We start from the raw sequence: 15,979 nt of genomic DNA, 5'->3' as shown, positions 1-15,979 counted from the left end.
GAGCGGTTCGAGAGCTGTATGAGGGCTGGCCCGGAAGCCTTTTCGGCTGAAATTTCCGAGAGATAGCGCATTAACAAAAAAACAGCCCCGGAACACCGGGACTGATTCATTAAAAGAAATCCGCCAAATACGTCGTACGCTGCGGAATAGCCGCTTCCAACCGAGCAACCAGCTCCTGCGAGCCTTGAAGCCGCTCGATTTTGGCCATAAAGCCCGACTTTTGATAACTCATAAATAAGGCAGCCAACGTTTGAATACTACAACTCAGTATACGCTCTTCTGCCGGTTGCTCACCCTCAACTAACTTGGTGACCTCCGCTTTTTCCCCGCTGCCTGTGAATTGCAATTGGAAAATCCCGTCGTTCCAGTCTGCTTGCGAGTCAGAAATACGTAAATAGATAGGTTCAACTTCCTTGCGCGGTTCAAACCGATACTGCTTCAGGAAAGCTTCCACATCAACAATGCGCGCTGAAAAATACGTTATTTTCTCCTGCTTGAACTTAGGATCATGCACCAAGAAAGGAAGCTGATCATCAGCTGGCGCTTTAACCTCTACCTTCGAGATCATGGAATCATGATCGGCTATGAACTTCCACAACCCACGTCTCGTTTCTTCATCCAAAAACACCATCTCATGAATGGTCGCCGTATATTCTTTTACTTGATAAAAGACGTACCCCGTCCGTTCACCCTTGGCATTTACATAGAGGGCTACCGTACCCTTTTTATTTTTAAAATATCGGTTGTTCCACCAACTTGCGTCCCGCATCAGCATGCCATTGAATTGCAAGGCGTACTGCTCATAAATGGGATTCAAAAGCTCCCATTCCCTCGTCACACGAACGATTGAACTGCCTTCCGGAGCATGAAATTTCGGAAGTTTATCCGCAGGAATTTCATATTTCAGGTAATCAATATACGTTTCCCAGCCATACTTCCGATAAAATTCGAACTTAAACGGAGATAAAAACGAGACGGTCTGCCCTTGCTCTTTCATCACCCTGAGCGCTTGAAGCAGCAGCTTCGCTACCATCCCGTTGCGCCTATACTCCGGCCATGTTGCTACTCCCGCAATACCGCCCATGGCAAACCGCTGACCATTCAGCCACGTATGAAATTGGTTAATTTGAAGCTTGGCAGCTAGCTTACCCTGAACAAAATAGCCCCAAATTTGCTTCGGATCTGTCCAACTGCTGCGATCTTCCTGCTCTTCTGCGCTCAGCTCATATTGAAAAGCAAATTGGGATAAAGCAAGACTCTCCGGCAATTCCTGTTGTTCCAATGTTCGAATTTCACTCATTATGTATCACCTCATGTACAAGTATACTGGAAAATCATTGACAATACCTATGCCTAATTAGGCGCTTTCCATTTTGAAATCAGGGCATCCGTCCAATCAACGAATGTCTCTACGTCATATGATGTTGATGTATAGTGATTCAACCCACTTAAATACTTAAGAACCGGAGGGGATACTATGTCATATGCAGCTGGTTGTGGTACTGGATACGGATCTGGATACGGATCTGTAGGTGTCGTTCTTGTCCTTTATGTTCTGCTTGTTATCATCTTAGCTACTTTCGCAATCTAATCTTGCCTTCATTCCAACCTGACTATTCCTTTTAAAAAGACCTGCCAGCACCAACTTCTTTGACAGAAGCTGGTGATTGGCAGGTCCTTTTTTTATTTTATCGGAAATATAAGAACACGTTCGCCCCTCGCAAAACCTGAACCTCCGGCAGGCAGCTGAATCAAACAATCCGCATCTTTAATGGAAACCATAATGCTGGACTTATCAATGCCGGAAGGCTTAACCCGCAAACAGCCATTCTCCACATGGGTTGTCCCTCTGACATAACGCGGGAATGCCGAGCCTTTGTCGTAATCTACATCCAGATAAGCTGTAATGGCTTCGGGGTAAGGTGTTGGACAGCCTGACATCGCTTTAATCAGCGGCTTGGCAAACAGCTCAAAGCCTACAAACGATGCGCCCGGATTCCCAGAGAGTGAGAGCAGCAGCCTATTCTCCCAAAAGGCTGCGCTCGTCGGCGTGCCTGGTCGCATCGCCACTTTATTAAACAGAAGCTTGCCTGCAAACCTTCCAAACAGATCCACCAGAACATCATAGTCGCCTACAGAGACACCGCCTGAGGTGATAACAAGATCAACTTTACCTAATGTCTCTAGCAGAGCGACTTCCACCTCTTCTACATTGTCCGAGAGCGCGTGCATAATCACCGCTTCTCCGCCCGCTGCTTCGACTTGGGCAGCAAGCATGTAGCTGTTGCTGTTGCGAATTCGCCCTGGCTGCAGCGCTTCCTCAACATTCAATAACTCTGAACCCGTTGAAAAAATCGCGACCCTCGGTTTACGGAAAACCGCCACGCAGGAATAACCAAAAGTCGCTAATATCGCCGCTTCGCCAGGCCCAATTTGTGATCCTTGCGGCAGCAATAACTCCTGCGCGGCTATTTCCCCGGCAATAGGGGTTATGTTGCTGCCTATGGGTATATTTTTCTTGATGCAGACCTGAGTCGAGCTTACCCCCACGTCCAGCAAGGGAAGAGCATCCGTCATTTCCAGCATCACCACGCAATCCGCTCCATCTGGAACAGGCGCTCCCGTCATGATACGGGATGCAGCACCTGAATAAACGGTAAGCTGAGGAACCGTTCCGCTTGGAATATGCTCAATGACATGCAAGATAGCCGGATTTTCAGGTGTAGCTTGTTCAATATCCGCAGCGCAAACCGCGTATCCGTCCACGCCGGATCTGCGAAAATGAGGCACGGGGTGATCTGCATAAATATCCCCGGCTAATCGCCTGTTAAACGCGGCGGACAACGGTACAATTTCCGTTTCGGTAAGTTCGATATATTCGGAAAGCACGCTTCGAGCTTCTTCCACCGAAATGACTTTGCGCCCGAATTTAAGCTTCACATCGGTATTCACTAACGTCCGTTCCTCCTATGGGCTAACCGCCAATTTGCGACATCCGGCGAAGTGTTGGTGTATGAGACTGGCTTTCATTCAAGAGCGCCTGCGCCATCTCGTGATTTTGCGGTTTTATGTCCAAAGCACGGAAGAAAAGATCTTCCATTGCCGAATCATCCCCAATATAAGTGCGAACATTGAATTCATCTGACCAATACAAGCATGGTTTCACATTACCATCTGCCGTAATTCGCAGGCGATTGCAGGTCTCGCAGAAGTGATCGCTGATCGGATGAATGAGTCCGAATGAACCTTGTGCGCCTTCGATCCGGAAATTTTGAGCAGGCCCGTTGCCATACACAGCATCCGAGGCTATGGCATTCCAACCCTTTTCCTTACAACGATCCAGTACGGTCGACAAGGGCAAATAGCGGCTTTTCCAAGCCTCATCTTGATGCCCGATCGGCATATATTCAATGAATCGAACTTGAATCGGACGATCCATCGTCATTTGTAAAAAGTCTTCAATTTCGTCATCATTCATGCCCTTCATAAGGACAACATTCAACTTGATCGGGGTAATACCCACACGATAAGCTTCTTCAATGCTGGCCAGAACACGGTTAATATCGCCACCTCGGGTGATGAGTGAGAACCGGTCCGCTTTCAAGGAATCCAGGCTTATATTTACACGGGTTAGTCCTGCTGCGCGAAGCTTTTCAGCTCTTGAAGCAAAATAAATCCCATTGGTTGTCAACGCAATATCTTCAATCCCGGGTATTTGGGAGAGCATGCCAATCAGTTGTTCCAGATTTTTACGCACAAGCGGTTCTCCGCCGGTTAATCTCAGCTTTCGGACACCTAGTCCAGCCAGCACGCGAACAACCTCGGTAATTTCCTCGAACGTTAACAGCTTGTCATCCGGTTCAAATTCCATTCCTTCTTCGGGCATACAGTAAACACAACGAAGATTACAGCGGTCCGTAACTGATATTCGTAAGTAATCGTGCATGCGTCCAAAACGATCCATCAGCAGCTTTGGCATGAAGTTCACCTTCTCTCCAGTCCATTATGACACATTTTTCAGCTAAATCCTACACTCATGATAGATTCTCTAACATAAACTTGTACTCATCCGGCGTATTCACATTCGTTACAAACTTTGACGACAGTTTTAACTTTTCAAAAAAAGCATTCTCCGCAGGCAACCAGTCGATATGATCCAACAAACCCATTAGTCGATATTGTTCCTGCTTCAATAACACCTCAGCTTCAGAACCAACTAACCTGGAGTAAATGCCATGGAGCGGATGAATCTTGCCATCTATGACGGGGATAACCGCATCAACATTGGCTTCTTGGCACAATTGTTTCATAGCTTCTGCTGCATCAGATGAAATGAATGGCATATCACAACCGACAATCCACATAAATTGTTCGGTGGCGGCTTTCGCAGCTGCATGAATACCGCTTAGCGGCCCTTTTTGCACATATATATCGGCCACCCATTGCACATTCATCGGCGTGGGATTAGAGGCTAGAAGCAATTGGAACGCCTCGGGTTCATTTGATACGACAATCGTCTGGTTGCAGATACGGGATATTTCCGTAAGTTGACGAAGAAGCAAGGGCTGATCTTGAATAGGAAGCAGCGCCTTGCTTTTTCCTCCCATGCGACGATTGAGCCCTCCGGCCAAAATAACACCTGTCATCATGACTCGAGTTCCACCAATCGTTTCGTGAAGGATTTCTTCCAACTTTCAGATAGAGCTTCCGTTCGTACGAGACGTTGAGCTCCGTCCTTGTTCATTTTATCGTGATACTTAATTTGATTCGCATAAGCCAGCGTTACGCCATCAACATCTTTGGCGACAAGCTTCACTTGTGAATTTATCGAGAGGAACCCTTCTTGCAAAACTCTGAAATAGAAACCGGTAAACCCTGTTTCTTGCATTTGCAGCGGAGTTTTAGCCCACTCCAGACGTTTGCCCACTTTAAAACAAGGCTGGCGTGGCTGCGAGACCTGAACAATGACTTCGTCAATAGCATAAATGTCGCCAATGCAAACGTCCGTTTCGAGAAAACCGCGCACCGTTAAATTTTCACCAAAAGCGCCCGCTTCCAGCTTGCGGCCAAGCACTTCCTCCCAGTACGCATAATGCTCCTCTGGGTAAACACACAGAGCTTTATCAACGCCCCCGTGCACCGTCAAATCGGCTTGCCCGTCCCCGTCCAATTGGGTTTTGGATACATACAAAGATGAGCTGACCGGGGACTTGTAGATGCCCGTGACCAGCTCTTTGCCTTGATATTCAACAATTTGTGGTTTGCCCACATTCACCGATACGATTTCCAACGTTATTCCTCATTTCCACGCAGGTTCTTTGACATAACTATACCAAAAACCACCCGGAAAGTCAGTTTAAGCTTCTTGCCATTTCATCCCCATTAAGCATTGTTGGATCGATCCACCCAAGCATCATTATCGTAGCCTCTAACTTCCCAATACCCCATGTGCTCCTTTTCAATGAGCTCAATCGCTTGGAGCCATTTGACGGATTTATACGCATACATTTGCGGAACAATCAGCCGGACCGGACCTCCTAATTTTTGCGGTATCGGCTTCCCATCCAGCATTACAGCTACCATAATGTCGTCACTGTCAGCTTGCTCCAACGAAAGGGCATCGGTATACACCTTGTCGCCGGAATAAAATTTCACATATTTCGCCTTGGACTGCACACCCGCTGCTGCTAAAAGCTGCTTAAGCGGTATGCCTTCCCACGTACAATTATAAATGGACCAGCCGGTCACACAATGGAAGTTGCTCACCTGTACCGTTCGTTTCAACTTTAGGAACTCTTCCCAGTTCCAAACACCAGGTTTATCGACTAGACCAGAAATCGCGAATTGCCAAGTCTCCGAGGAAAAAGCCGGAATTTCCGTCACCGTATAAATCCGGAAATTCCCTTGCGCTCCTCCGCCGACCACAGCGGCCGAGTCTGGCAGCGGCGCAGGCGGCGGCAGCATGCTGTTGCCGTCGCCTGCGACATACTCGGCGGTCGATGAACCGCCGGTGTCGAAAGCGCCTTTTATCCAGCGATAAAAGGCGGGCCCGACCGCGATCACAAGCACCAGTCCTGCGGCAAGCCGCAGGAACGAGGCGCGTGTGATCGGCGACGCCTTCAGCGCGGCGATAACCGCCTGCGCTGCTGAGCGCTCCGCCGTGGCGTCAGACGCCGCCACGGGAGGTGTTGCCGCCGGCTGCACGGCCGGCGGCTTAACGGCAGCGGCAGCGGCGGCTTGATCCAGCCGCTGCTGGCGCTTCAGCCATCTGCTGCGCGAGATGGCGTGGTACACGGCATACGGCACTCCGACCCAGGTCAGCAGGTCATGGATGAGGAGTGCCGTATTGTTTAAAGCTGGTGGCAGATGACGGAACTGCCACAGGACCACCCCGGACGCTGCCCAGCCGACCAGCAGCGCCAGCACGAAAACCAGATTCGCGCGTTGATTGCGGCGCGTGCGAATCTGCCGCCAATGTTTGCGAATCATTGGCGCGTATAGGACCATCAGCAAAATAGAAGCGACACCCAAATAAATGTGAAGCTGCTTCAACGACACTCGGAAAATTCCTAAATCCCCGCGAATCGCCCCTATGCTAAGCACAATGCCCGTTATTGTCAGCAGCAGGAGAATCCAGGCATTCCAGCTATGTATAGCATTAAGACGCTTGCCAAAGGATTGCTTTAACCAACCTCTTTTCGACTCCATACGCCCACATCCTATTCAACCAAGAGTTTATACCTCTAATCATAACGTGCAAATCTTAAATAAAGCTTACAACTTTCTAAAATTGCTGAGTATGCTCCATCAGTTCGGGGGCCTCCACCAATTTCAACCAGAGCCGCTCTATTCGATCGTCTCATTGGAATTCGGCAGCTTGTGTACAATTATCGCCAATTACTCCTACTATTTACCGCAGTTGAACCCGTTTTTGCTCAATAAACTGCATTTTCTACCGATAATTTCCCCGATCTTGCAGAATTCGTCCAACTGTCGTCGATATAGATGCAGTTTTTCCAGCTATCTTTGTTCCTGCCACCTCGCAGCGCAGATTAACTGCTCTTTTTCCATTTATTTCACCTGAGGCGCTGTAAAGCAACGTCCTTTTAAGATCGGATACCTGTGAAAGGTTACCTACAACACATCGATAGGAATGGTAAACCAAAACGTGCTGCCACTCCCCCCATCCTTACCCGCTCGGCTATCCACACCGATAGTTCCGCCATGCAGCTGGACGATGGACTTAGCAATTGCCAAGCCAAGTCCGGCGCCCCCACTTACACGCGTTCGTGATGGGTCTGAGCGATAAAATCGATCGAATATTTTGTCCGCATCCCTTTCCTCGATCCCCTCACCTTGATCTTGAATCAGCATCTTTAGATAAGAGGTAGGCAACTGTTCCACTTTAATTGTAATGCTGCCGCCAACAGGGGAGTGACGAATGGCATTCCCCAAAATATTCGCCAGAACCCGCTTCATTTCCTGAGGCATGATGGTGACAGGGGGCAAATAATCGGGCAGGTCTACAACGACTTGCAACTGCTTATCTTCCAGTTGAAAAGCCAAGCTTTGCAGACCATCCACCAGGAGTTGATCAACATGATACGGCTCTGGCACGAAATCGGTTCCTCCTGCATCGAGCTGCGAAAGCTTGAATAGCTCCTGGATCAATCCGTCTAATCGTCCCGTTTCCAAACGGATGGTTCGGAGATAACGCTCGAAGGTCGCTTTATCCTGAATGACATCGTCTTCCAATGCTTCTACGAAAGCCTTAATTGAAGCCATTGGCGTTCGCAGATCATGCGACACATTCGCCACAAGCTCCTTGCGAGAAGCCTCTGCTGTTCGTAATTTGCCGAAGCTTTCCTTCAGTTTCCCGCTCATACGATTGAACTGATCCGCTAGTCTTTGAAATTCAGCTGGCCCGATGTGAGGCACTATCCCCTCAAAATGGCCTTCTGAGATGCGAGTCGTCTCCTGAGTAATGGCATGAATGGCTTTTTCCAGAGGGCGTGTCATGATGTAATGAATGCCCATCGATACAACAGCCGCACCTAAGGTAACGGTCGACAGAATCACAACATCCTTCCAGTGAAGCAGCATAAAATGGTAGCAAATAAGCAGCGAAAGCAAGATGATCCCCGTACTCACTCCGCTTGCAATGAGCAAATAAAATCGAAGCTTCAGGATAGCTCCCTCCCTTCGAACTTATAACCGATGCCCCACACCGTTTTGATAAAGCGCGGCTCCGATGGATTAGGCTCCAATTTCTCTCTTAAACGGCGGATATGAACCGTTACTGTCGTTGTATCCCCGTAGTAATCAATATCCCACACTTTGCTCAGCAATTGATTTCGCGAAAACACTTGATCCGGATGGGCTGCGAACAAATGCAGCAGTTCAAATTCCTTCACCGTCAACTCGATGTCTTTGTCGTAGACGCGGACACTGCGATGCAGCACATTGATTTCGAGTCCAGGATATCTCATTATATGAGCAGGCAGTGCTGCCTCTGTATTCACCTCAGTCTCCGTCTGAGTGCGCTGCAGCCTACGCAAAATCCCCTTTACTCGCAGCACAAGCTCTCGCGGAGAGAAGGGCTTCGTCAAGTAGTCGTCAGCCCCCATCGTAAGTCCCATCAACCGATCCATTTCGTCCCCCAGCGCCGTCAGCATGATGATGGGAACGTCCCGCTCATTGCGAATTTCTTCGCAAACCTGCCAGCCGTTTTTACCGGGCATCATCAGATCCAGCACGATTAACTGCGGATTGTGCTGCCGCCATTGCCTGATCGCTTCCTCGCCGTTCATTGCTGAAATGACTTGATAACCTTCCCTCTGCAAATAAACGGTACAAACATCTATAATATTCGGTTCATCATCTACAACTAGAACGATTGTTCCCATGCGAGCATACCTCCTCAAGCTAGTATAATTATACCTCATCCTTTTAAAAGGAAACTTACAGATGTCTTACAAAACAATAAAAACCCAGCATCTTCAGATGCCAGGTTTCCATACCATTAATATTAACGAACTTTAGTTTATACTTGCAGCACACCATCAACCGCAGGCTCTTCCTGCTTACGATTTAAACTTCGGATATATCTCGTTTGCGCAATACCGGCAGCAATGAGAATGACGCCTACGACGGCAAACATCACTTTTCCGCCATAATGACTGAATAGCAATCCTCCCAGCACTGGCCCGATGGCACGAGATAACTGCCAGTTCATCCCGAACACGGAGAAATACAAGCCTCTATGCTCCACTGGCGCAATCACGGAAATCACTTTTTGAATATGGGGACCATTCAACATTTCACCAATGGTAAATAAAAATTCAACAAAAAGCAGAATCGCAAGATAAGGAACAAATCCGTAACCGATGGATACAACTGCAAACAACATGTAGGATACAGCCACGACAACATAAGCAGGGACATGCTCTGTTCTTTTTGCAATCCACAGCTGCAGCGCGATGACTACGCACCCATTGAAAGTAATAATCGTCGCAAAGACCGATTTATAATTTTCGAAATTTTGCTGTAGATGTAGTGGAAAGGTAGACTCAACTTGCGCGTATAAAAGGGATACAGGCATGGCCAGAAAGGTAATCCACAGCAGTGGTTTATGCTCCGACCATTTAATTTTGACTTTGTTAGCTTTTGCGGCAGCCAACACCTCTTCACTTTTAATAGGCATCGTCTCCGGGACCTTCCATATGACTAATCCTGCATAAGCAACTAGTGTAACCGAACAAGCCAGGAAGATAATCGACGGATTCATGGTAAACAAGAGTAAGCCTAAAAGCGGACCAAATGCTGATCCCATGTTTAAAGCAGTGTGCAATAAAGCAAAGACCTCAGCTCGCTTCTGCTCCGGCACAACATCTGAAATTTGAGCATTGGCAGCAGGGCCATACATCGCATGTCCAATTCCATTAACAATGGAAATAAGCGCAAACTCCCATACGTGACTGGCAAATATATATCCACCAATAGCAAAGGCTTGAATAAGGAGTGCTGCAAGCATCATTGGCTTCCGTCCGTACTTGTCACTCAGGCTGCCTGCATACAAGTTTACAAATATTCCGCATAAGGGCTGTAGGCCTACAATCAACATGGATAAAAACACGGAACCATCCAACTTGTCATACAAATAAAATACTAGATAGGGTCTCATCATAAAACCGGCTAATGACGTCAGAATCGTGCCCACGACTCGAACCCAAATCGCTGTGTCATACTTGCTAATCACCGAAAAAAAGGGAATTCTTTGCATTTGACCTCCTAGATGTCTTTGGTTCTTTCAGTTTAGAAGGATTTGAGCAAAAGAAAAAGGTAAAATCTCGTTATAACGGATTTCACCTTTTATGTATCTCCTATTTTCTTAACCTCCGATACGAATCTTCCGGTAAGTATCGATAAACGAAAGGACATCTACGCGCTTCCCCCTCTTCTTCGCTACTCTGGCCATTTTCACTAGGGTTGTCCAGAATTCGTCGAGCACGGGAGATTCAAAATCATTTTCCTTCGGAGCCTGTGTCAATTTATTCTTGTTCGAGTATGAAGCTCCTTCATCGGAGATCAGATATTGAATCTGACTTTTTTTCCACTGCTCGCCGGTTACGTAGCTTACACCAATTTCACGCATTTTTTTGCGTACAGATGTGACAGGGCGGGATAATTCTTTGGCAATTACAACCGGAGGGCACTCTGATGAAAGTCGAATTAACTTGTCCAATTCTTGTGTGGACCAAGGTTTTTTAGTCATGACGATAACCTCACTTCATAAATGAAAGATTCGTATTCGCTTTTACTGGTTAACAACGGGTATACTGAGAGAATAACAATCAAATGTTAAAGAAGTATGAGTTAACCATAATGAAAGTATGAAGACATAACTTTTTCGCTATTTCTCTTGTTTTTACGACCTTTGAACTAATATTTGAATGAATTTTAGGTCTTTGTGCGTGGAAAAACTAGTCATGGAGGGTGACAACGAATGAAACATCATATTAATGGAGCAGAGTTGTACATAGCGGAAAAAGGACAAGGGGCACCTGTCATTTTACTGCACGGATTTCCATTGGATCATCGCATGTGGCAAGCGCAGGTAGAGGCGTTGTCAGACAATTATCGTGTGATTACACCAGATTTACGTGGTATGGGGCATTCGGATGTACCCAAAGCTAACATTTCAATTGAGCAATACGCGGATGATATTTTGACGATGATGGACAAAATGGACATACAAAAAGCCGCGCTTGGCGGCTTCTCCATGGGCGGTTATGTGGCTTTTGCACTTCTGCGTAAAGCTCCTAAGCGATTCACCGGTCTTCTCCTCGCCAATACCCGTCCGGAAGCAGACGGACTGGAGGCTCGTAAGAATCGTATGAATATGGCGTCTGCCCTCTATGACAAAGGGGCTAGCGCGGCAAGAGATGCCATGCTGCCTAAGCTTCTCACCGAGCAGACAGCCAAAGATCAACCAGGGCTCGTGGAGAGCTTAAGCGCGGTCATGGCCTCCATGCCTGCCGAAGGTCTGGTTCACGCGAGCCTGGCTATGGCGTTCCGCTCCGACTCCGTCGACCTCCTCGGAGCTATCTCCGTACCGACGCTTGTTATCGCCGGTGAGAAAGATCTGATTGCGCCACCTGATGTCATGAAAAAGATGGCTGACGCGATTCCTGGAGCCAGCTTTCATGCCATCCCGGAAGCTTCGCATCTGGCGCCGATGGAGAAACCCGAAGCCTTCAATGCGCTGCTTCTTGAATTCCTCAAAGGCGTCACAGCCTAACCAGCTGGTCCATGACCATCACGGCTGCTCCCATAGCAAGGGCCTCTTCACCAAGCTGCCCCTTGCTGAAGACAACCTGATACGCGGGGTAGTAGTACGTTTTCCGAATCGCTACCTGTGTAGCGGTTTGGAAGAACAACTCCCCGCCCGCGATAAGCGGGCCCCCGAGGATGACCTTCTCCGGGTGCAAAATATTTAATAAATTGGCTAGTCCTATGCCAAAATAGGTTGCAGCCTCCGTAATGATCTCCACGACAAGGGGATCATTTTTTTTGAGTGCCTCCAATACCTGCGTGTAGGACAACTGCTCCGGGTCCTCCACCAACTGCGACAGCACCGTGGATCGGCCCTGTTTTAAGGCAGAGCGTGCCGCCTTTTCAATCGCATACAAGGATGCGTATGACTCCAAGGCGCCGTAGTTTCCTGAGGCGTTACGGTGCGCCACGCCATCCGTTTGAATAATCATTTGCCCGACGGAGCCTTCCATGTCAACCGCGCCATAGATAAGCTTCCCTTCCGAAACCATGGAAGAACGCAAACCAACCCCGGCATGAATATATAGCAGATGTTTGAAACTCTGCGTGCGCTGATGCCAAGATTCCGCTAGAATGGCTGTGTTCGCCCCATTATCCAGCATGGAGGGAATACCTAGCTCCTCTGTCAGCAGCCTGCAGATTTCAACGTTTTTCCAACCATTGGCCTGAAAATAAACCGGCTCCAATATCGTTCCAGACAGCCTGTCCACCGGGCCCACGGCGCCGACACCGATTCCTAGCAGCATTGACTTCGTGATCCCGTGCCGCTCCATCATATCATGCGCCTCCTTGACAATGAGGCGGATAAGAACTTCCGGCGTCATCTCTGCCGTCATCGTCCAGCTCCGGGTGTCTAATTTGTTCATGCCCAAATCAACCAAAACCAGCTTGGACAACGTCCTGGAGATTTCCAAGCCGAAGATATACGCGTAGGCCGAATTCTTCTCATATAGAATCGGCCTACGCCCGCCTGTTGACGCACCGAAGCCGGATTCAAGTATGAATCCTTGGCCCGTCAGCTCTTCCAAAAGCCGCGTCAACGTAGAGACCGTCATCCCGCTTTGCTCAAGCAGCTCCGTCTTGGATATCGTCGTGTGGCGACAAATCAACTCATAAATCTCTTTGGCCTTCCGGTTCGGAATGCGTTCCGATATAGCGCCAGCGTTCAAAAGAAACAGCCCCCAATGATAATCTTTCTCACCTTATTCGCCATCGGGGTGCCTAATTCCTGCCTCGGTTTCATCTATTCCTTCGTGCCTATCATCAGCGTGTATCCCATGTAACTATGATACTTATTCACCAGCTCATCGTATCTGGCTGTAATTTGCCATATGCGCGGGTCCATGAACGACTGCTTATCGGACAAATGAACAGGGTCTGGATGCTGAACTTGATCCTCGAACATTGTTAATGGAAACGGATGGATGCCTGAGAATTCCACAGCAAATTTGCTTCCTTCCAGCAGCTCCCGCCATTCGTCCATGCTATAAATTTTACTAACTCCATAGAAACTGCACAGTGCCCTATGGACGCCAGTGGACATATTTTTGACGCGGATAACCTCCCGGTCATAAAGCTTCCCGCCTGGTTTCAACACCCGGTAATACTCAGAGACCGCCTTCTGCGCTTCTGCGAAATTCGTGACGGATTCCACCATCACAACGTCAAATGATTCATTTTCAAAAGGTAATTGGCACACATCTCCCTCCCGAAAATCCACCTGCACCCCTTGCTTTTCGGCTCGTATTATCGCCTTAGCTACCATTTCGGGGCGGATATCGACCGCTGTCACTTCACATCCCTGTTCAGCAAGGAAGCACGCTGTTCTCCCCGTCCCGCATCCGACCTCCAGAACTCGTTTCCCTTTCTCTATCGGGTATTTCTTCAATTGTTCCATGGTCTCGCCGAACCCGCCAGGGTGCGCATTGCCCACTCCAAGCTTTGCTAACATATCTAGGTACTCGATAGCACTCACACCTCCATAATGGCTTTTCAATCTCTTTTTTACCATATGGAGGGCTGCTGTCTCTTGTTCGAACTCTGGGTCGATTTTCTAAAAAAAGGCTCTAGCCTAAAGCGTTTTTTTCAGCTTCTCTTGGGCAAATCACCCAATCAAACAGGGGTATATCACCATAGGATGTATAGTCTCTCATGGAAGGCTGCCGAGAGCATTACTTATGATTGGGGGTGACATCCATGGGTGTTGCTGCTGGTGCTGCTGTTGGTGTAGGCTATGGAACTTCTGCCACTGCTATTCTCGTATTGTTCATTTTACTCGTTATCGTAACAATGACTTACGCATGGTAATCTATGAAGTCATTTGATAGTTAATAATACAACTTTCTTATCAACAAATGAAAAAAGCTCATGAAATCAATTGATTTCATGAGCTTCCTTTGTATACCGGCAAGAGGACTCGAACCTCCACCCTTTCGGACTCGATTTTGAGTCGAGCGCGTCTGCCATTCCGCCATGCCGGCATATAAACTTGTAAAACAATGGTGCCGAAGACCAGACTTGAACTGGTACGGTAGTCACCTACCGCAGGATTTTAAGTCCTGTGCGTCTGCCGATTCCGCCACTCCGGCTAAATATTTTGTGGAGGCGCCACCCAGACTCGAACTGGGGGTAAAGCTTTTGCAGAGCTCTGCCTTACCACTTGGCTATGGCGCCTTAGTAATAATGGAGCGGAAGACGGGGATCGAACCCGCGACCCTCGCCTTGGCAAGGCGATGCTCTACCGCTGAGCCACTTCCGCATATAAAACTGGGGATCAAGGATTTGAACCTTGGCATGACGGAGTCAAAGTCCGTTGCCTTACCGCTTGGCTAATCCCCATTATCTTACTTTGGTAATAATGGGCGGACGACGGGACTTGAACCCGCGAATGCCGGATCCACAAACCGGTGCGTTAACCCCTTCGCCACGACCGCCACAATATTAAGTTGCTTACTTTTTTGGCAGGGGCAGCAGGAATTGAACCCACACCAAAGGTTTTGGAGACCTTTGTTCTACCCTTAAACTATGCCCCTAGAAAAAGTAAATGGAGGCTGATGGATTCGAACCACCGAACTCGGAGAGAGCAGATTTACAGTCTGCCGTGTTTAGCCACTTCACTAAGCCTCCATAAAGCAATGGTGCCGTCGAGAGGACTTGAACCCCCAACCTACTGATTACAAGTCAGTTGCTCTACCAGTTGAGCTACAACGGCGTATTAAGTTGTAAAGATGGTGGCTCGGGACGGAATCGAACCGCCGACACGAGGATTTTCAGTCCTCTGCTCTACCGACTGAGCTACCGAGCCTTACAAGATGTTGGTAATAATGGCGGAGCCGACGGGATTCGAACCCGCGGTCTCCTGCGTGACAGGCAGGCATGTTAGGCCTCTACACCACGGCTCCACATTCATTATTGGTTGCGGGGGCAGGATTTGAACCTGCGGCCTTCGGGTTATGAGCCCGACGAGCTACCGGGCTGCTCCACCCCGCGTCATTAAGTATATTTCAGGAATTCTAATAAATCAAGCCTTGTCTTAGAATTCATGATGGAGGCTGACGGGATCGAACCGCCGACCCTCTGCTTGTAAGGCAGATGCTCTCCCAGCTGAGCTAAGCCTCCATGGGAATTACTTGATGGTGACCCGTAGGGGACTCGAACCCCTGTTACCTCCGTGAAAGGGAGGTGTCTTAACCACTTGACCAACGGGCCTTACTAGAAAGATAGTGGCGGAGAGAGAGGGATTCGAACCCTCGAGACGCTTGTGACGCCTACACGATTTCCAATCGTGCTCCTTCGGCCAGCTCGGACACCTCTCCATATGGCTCCCCGAACAGGACTCGAACCTGTGACAACTCGATTAACAGTCGAGTGCTCTACCAACTGAGCTATCAGGGAATAGAAACAAATACTTATTCAAGGATTATTCCTTGAAAACTAGATACGAAACTTGCGTAAAGATGAAACCTTAGGTTTATTGGTTAAGCCCTCGACCGATTAGTATTCGTCAGCTGCATGCATTGCTGCACTTCCACCTCGAACCTATCAACCTCGTCGTCTACAAGGGGTCTTACATACTGGGAAATCTCATCTTGAGGGGGGCTTCGCGCTTAGATGCTTTCAGCGCTTATCCCCTCCGTACATAGCT

At 48.4% G+C, this 15,979-nt stretch carries 15 protein-coding genes, 16 tRNA genes and 1 rRNA gene; 3 read left to right on the top strand and 29 right to left on the bottom strand.

All coding sequences use genetic code 11. The annotated features are described in order from the left end of the window. Nucleotides 1–109: 109 nt before the first annotated feature. Nucleotides 110–1,300, bottom strand: a complete 1,191-nt coding sequence (locus RQP52_RS17865) for a GNAT family N-acetyltransferase (RefSeq protein WP_315953137.1) — start codon at nt 1,298–1,300, stop codon at nt 110–112. Nucleotides 1,301–1,477: 177 nt separating this feature from the next. Between RQP52_RS17865 and RQP52_RS17860 the strand changes: the two genes are divergently transcribed. Then, nucleotides 1,478–1,591: a sporulation protein YjcZ gene (locus RQP52_RS17860; protein ID WP_127453175.1), complete on the top strand. Its 114-nt coding sequence runs from the start codon at nt 1,478–1,480 to the stop codon at nt 1,589–1,591. 92 nt (nt 1,592–1,683) lie between these two features. Here RQP52_RS17860 and RQP52_RS17855 read toward each other — a convergent pair whose 3' ends face one another. The 9 genes from RQP52_RS17855 to RQP52_RS17815 form a co-directional block, all read right to left on the bottom strand. After that, complete coding sequence (locus RQP52_RS17855; RefSeq protein WP_315953136.1) at nt 1,684–2,952, bottom strand: molybdopterin molybdotransferase MoeA; 1,269 nt, start codon at nt 2,950–2,952, stop codon at nt 1,684–1,686. Nucleotides 2,953–2,974: 22 nt separating this feature from the next. Then, nucleotides 2,975–3,979: a GTP 3',8-cyclase MoaA gene (gene moaA, locus RQP52_RS17850; protein ID WP_315953135.1), complete on the bottom strand. Its 1,005-nt coding sequence runs from the start codon at nt 3,977–3,979 to the stop codon at nt 2,975–2,977. A 55-nt stretch (nt 3,980–4,034) separates the two neighbouring features. Further along, nucleotides 4,035–4,649, bottom strand: coding sequence for a molybdenum cofactor guanylyltransferase (mobA, locus tag RQP52_RS17845; protein ID WP_315953134.1), 615 nt, complete (start codon nt 4,647–4,649; stop codon nt 4,035–4,037). Then, nucleotides 4,646–5,296, bottom strand: a complete 651-nt coding sequence (locus RQP52_RS17840) for an MOSC domain-containing protein (protein ID WP_315953439.1) — start codon at nt 5,294–5,296, stop codon at nt 4,646–4,648. The genes mobA and RQP52_RS17840 overlap by 4 nt, the downstream gene beginning before the upstream one ends. Before the next feature lie 86 nt (nt 5,297–5,382). Next, nucleotides 5,383–6,708: a molybdopterin-dependent oxidoreductase gene (locus tag RQP52_RS17835; RefSeq protein WP_315953133.1), complete on the bottom strand. Its 1,326-nt coding sequence runs from the start codon at nt 6,706–6,708 to the stop codon at nt 5,383–5,385. A 426-nt stretch (nt 6,709–7,134) separates the two neighbouring features. After that, on the bottom strand, nt 7,135–8,151 hold the full coding sequence (locus RQP52_RS17830) for a HAMP domain-containing sensor histidine kinase (RefSeq protein WP_315953132.1): 1,017 nt from the start codon (nt 8,149–8,151) through the stop codon (nt 7,135–7,137). Nucleotides 8,152–8,183: 32 nt separating this feature from the next. Further along, a complete protein-coding gene (locus RQP52_RS17825) occupies nt 8,184–8,906 on the bottom strand; it encodes a response regulator transcription factor (RefSeq protein ID WP_315953131.1) in 723 nt (240 codons plus the stop codon). Between the two features lie 137 nt (nt 8,907–9,043). Next, the gene (locus tag RQP52_RS17820; RefSeq protein ID WP_315953130.1) at nt 9,044–10,282 is read right to left on the bottom strand and encodes an MDR family MFS transporter; all 1,239 of its coding nucleotides are present in this window, start codon (nt 10,280–10,282) and stop codon (nt 9,044–9,046) included. 108 nt (nt 10,283–10,390) lie between these two features. Next, a complete protein-coding gene (locus RQP52_RS17815) occupies nt 10,391–10,774 on the bottom strand; it encodes a hypothetical protein (protein WP_315953129.1) in 384 nt (127 codons plus the stop codon). Between the two features lie 231 nt (nt 10,775–11,005). On the opposite strand from RQP52_RS17815, the gene RQP52_RS17810 reads away from it, so the two are divergent. Continuing rightward, nucleotides 11,006–11,800 (top strand): alpha/beta fold hydrolase, encoded by a 795-nt coding sequence (locus tag RQP52_RS17810; protein ID WP_315953128.1) that lies wholly within the window; start codon nt 11,006–11,008, stop codon nt 11,798–11,800. Here the strand turns inward: RQP52_RS17810 and RQP52_RS17805 are convergent. Further along, on the bottom strand, nt 11,790–13,004 hold the full coding sequence (locus RQP52_RS17805; protein WP_315953127.1) for an ROK family protein: 1,215 nt from the start codon (nt 13,002–13,004) through the stop codon (nt 11,790–11,792). The genes RQP52_RS17810 and RQP52_RS17805 overlap by 11 nt on opposite strands. A 74-nt stretch (nt 13,005–13,078) precedes the next feature. Next, nucleotides 13,079–13,786: a class I SAM-dependent methyltransferase gene (locus RQP52_RS17800; RefSeq protein WP_315953126.1), complete on the bottom strand. Its 708-nt coding sequence runs from the start codon at nt 13,784–13,786 to the stop codon at nt 13,079–13,081. 245 nt (nt 13,787–14,031) lie between these two features. Between RQP52_RS17800 and RQP52_RS17795 the strand changes: the two genes are divergently transcribed. After that, a complete protein-coding gene (locus RQP52_RS17795; protein WP_315953125.1) occupies nt 14,032–14,142 on the top strand; it encodes a YjcZ family sporulation protein in 111 nt (36 codons plus the stop codon). A 94-nt stretch (nt 14,143–14,236) separates the two neighbouring features. On the opposite strand, the gene RQP52_RS17790 is transcribed toward RQP52_RS17795, so the two are convergent. From RQP52_RS17790 to RQP52_RS17710, 17 genes are all read right to left on the bottom strand, one after another. Then, a tRNA-Leu gene (locus tag RQP52_RS17790) sits at nt 14,237–14,315 on the bottom strand. Nucleotides 14,316–14,334: 19 nt separating this feature from the next. Then, nucleotides 14,335–14,423, bottom strand: a tRNA-Leu gene (locus RQP52_RS17785). A gap of 11 nt (nt 14,424–14,434) precedes the next feature. Further along, nucleotides 14,435–14,508, bottom strand: a tRNA-Cys gene (locus tag RQP52_RS17780). 10 nt (nt 14,509–14,518) lie between these two features. After that, a tRNA-Gly gene (locus RQP52_RS17775) sits at nt 14,519–14,593 on the bottom strand. Between the two features lie 8 nt (nt 14,594–14,601). Further along, nucleotides 14,602–14,673 (bottom strand) — tRNA-Gln (locus RQP52_RS17770). A gap of 22 nt (nt 14,674–14,695) precedes the next feature. After that, nucleotides 14,696–14,768: transfer RNA gene (locus RQP52_RS17765), tRNA-His, on the bottom strand. 25 nt (nt 14,769–14,793) lie between these two features. Beyond that, a tRNA-Trp gene (locus RQP52_RS17760) sits at nt 14,794–14,867 on the bottom strand. A 12-nt stretch (nt 14,868–14,879) separates the two neighbouring features. Further along, nucleotides 14,880–14,961 (bottom strand) — tRNA-Tyr (locus tag RQP52_RS17755). Between the two features lie 9 nt (nt 14,962–14,970). After that, nucleotides 14,971–15,046: transfer RNA gene (locus tag RQP52_RS17750), tRNA-Thr, on the bottom strand. A gap of 17 nt (nt 15,047–15,063) precedes the next feature. Further along, a tRNA-Phe gene (locus RQP52_RS17745) sits at nt 15,064–15,139 on the bottom strand. A gap of 20 nt (nt 15,140–15,159) precedes the next feature. Then, nucleotides 15,160–15,236, bottom strand: a tRNA-Asp gene (locus RQP52_RS17740). A gap of 11 nt (nt 15,237–15,247) precedes the next feature. Continuing rightward, nucleotides 15,248–15,324 (bottom strand) — tRNA-Met (locus RQP52_RS17735). Nucleotides 15,325–15,380: 56 nt separating this feature from the next. Next, nucleotides 15,381–15,453: transfer RNA gene (locus RQP52_RS17730), tRNA-Val, on the bottom strand. A 15-nt stretch (nt 15,454–15,468) separates the two neighbouring features. Beyond that, a tRNA-Glu gene (locus RQP52_RS17725) sits at nt 15,469–15,543 on the bottom strand. A gap of 15 nt (nt 15,544–15,558) precedes the next feature. Beyond that, nucleotides 15,559–15,650 (bottom strand) — tRNA-Ser (locus RQP52_RS17720). 3 nt (nt 15,651–15,653) lie between these two features. Beyond that, nucleotides 15,654–15,729, bottom strand: a tRNA-Asn gene (locus RQP52_RS17715). A 79-nt stretch (nt 15,730–15,808) separates the two neighbouring features. Then, nucleotides 15,809–15,979, bottom strand: a 23S ribosomal RNA gene (locus tag RQP52_RS17710); the annotation flags it as partial.

This window comes from Paenibacillus violae (assembly GCF_032461945.1).
GTDB lineage: Bacteria > Bacillota > Bacilli > Paenibacillales > NBRC-103111 > Paenibacillus_E > Paenibacillus_E violae.
The sequence above is the reverse complement of the archived record's forward strand: the minus strand, read 5'-3'. Positions and strand labels throughout refer to the sequence as shown.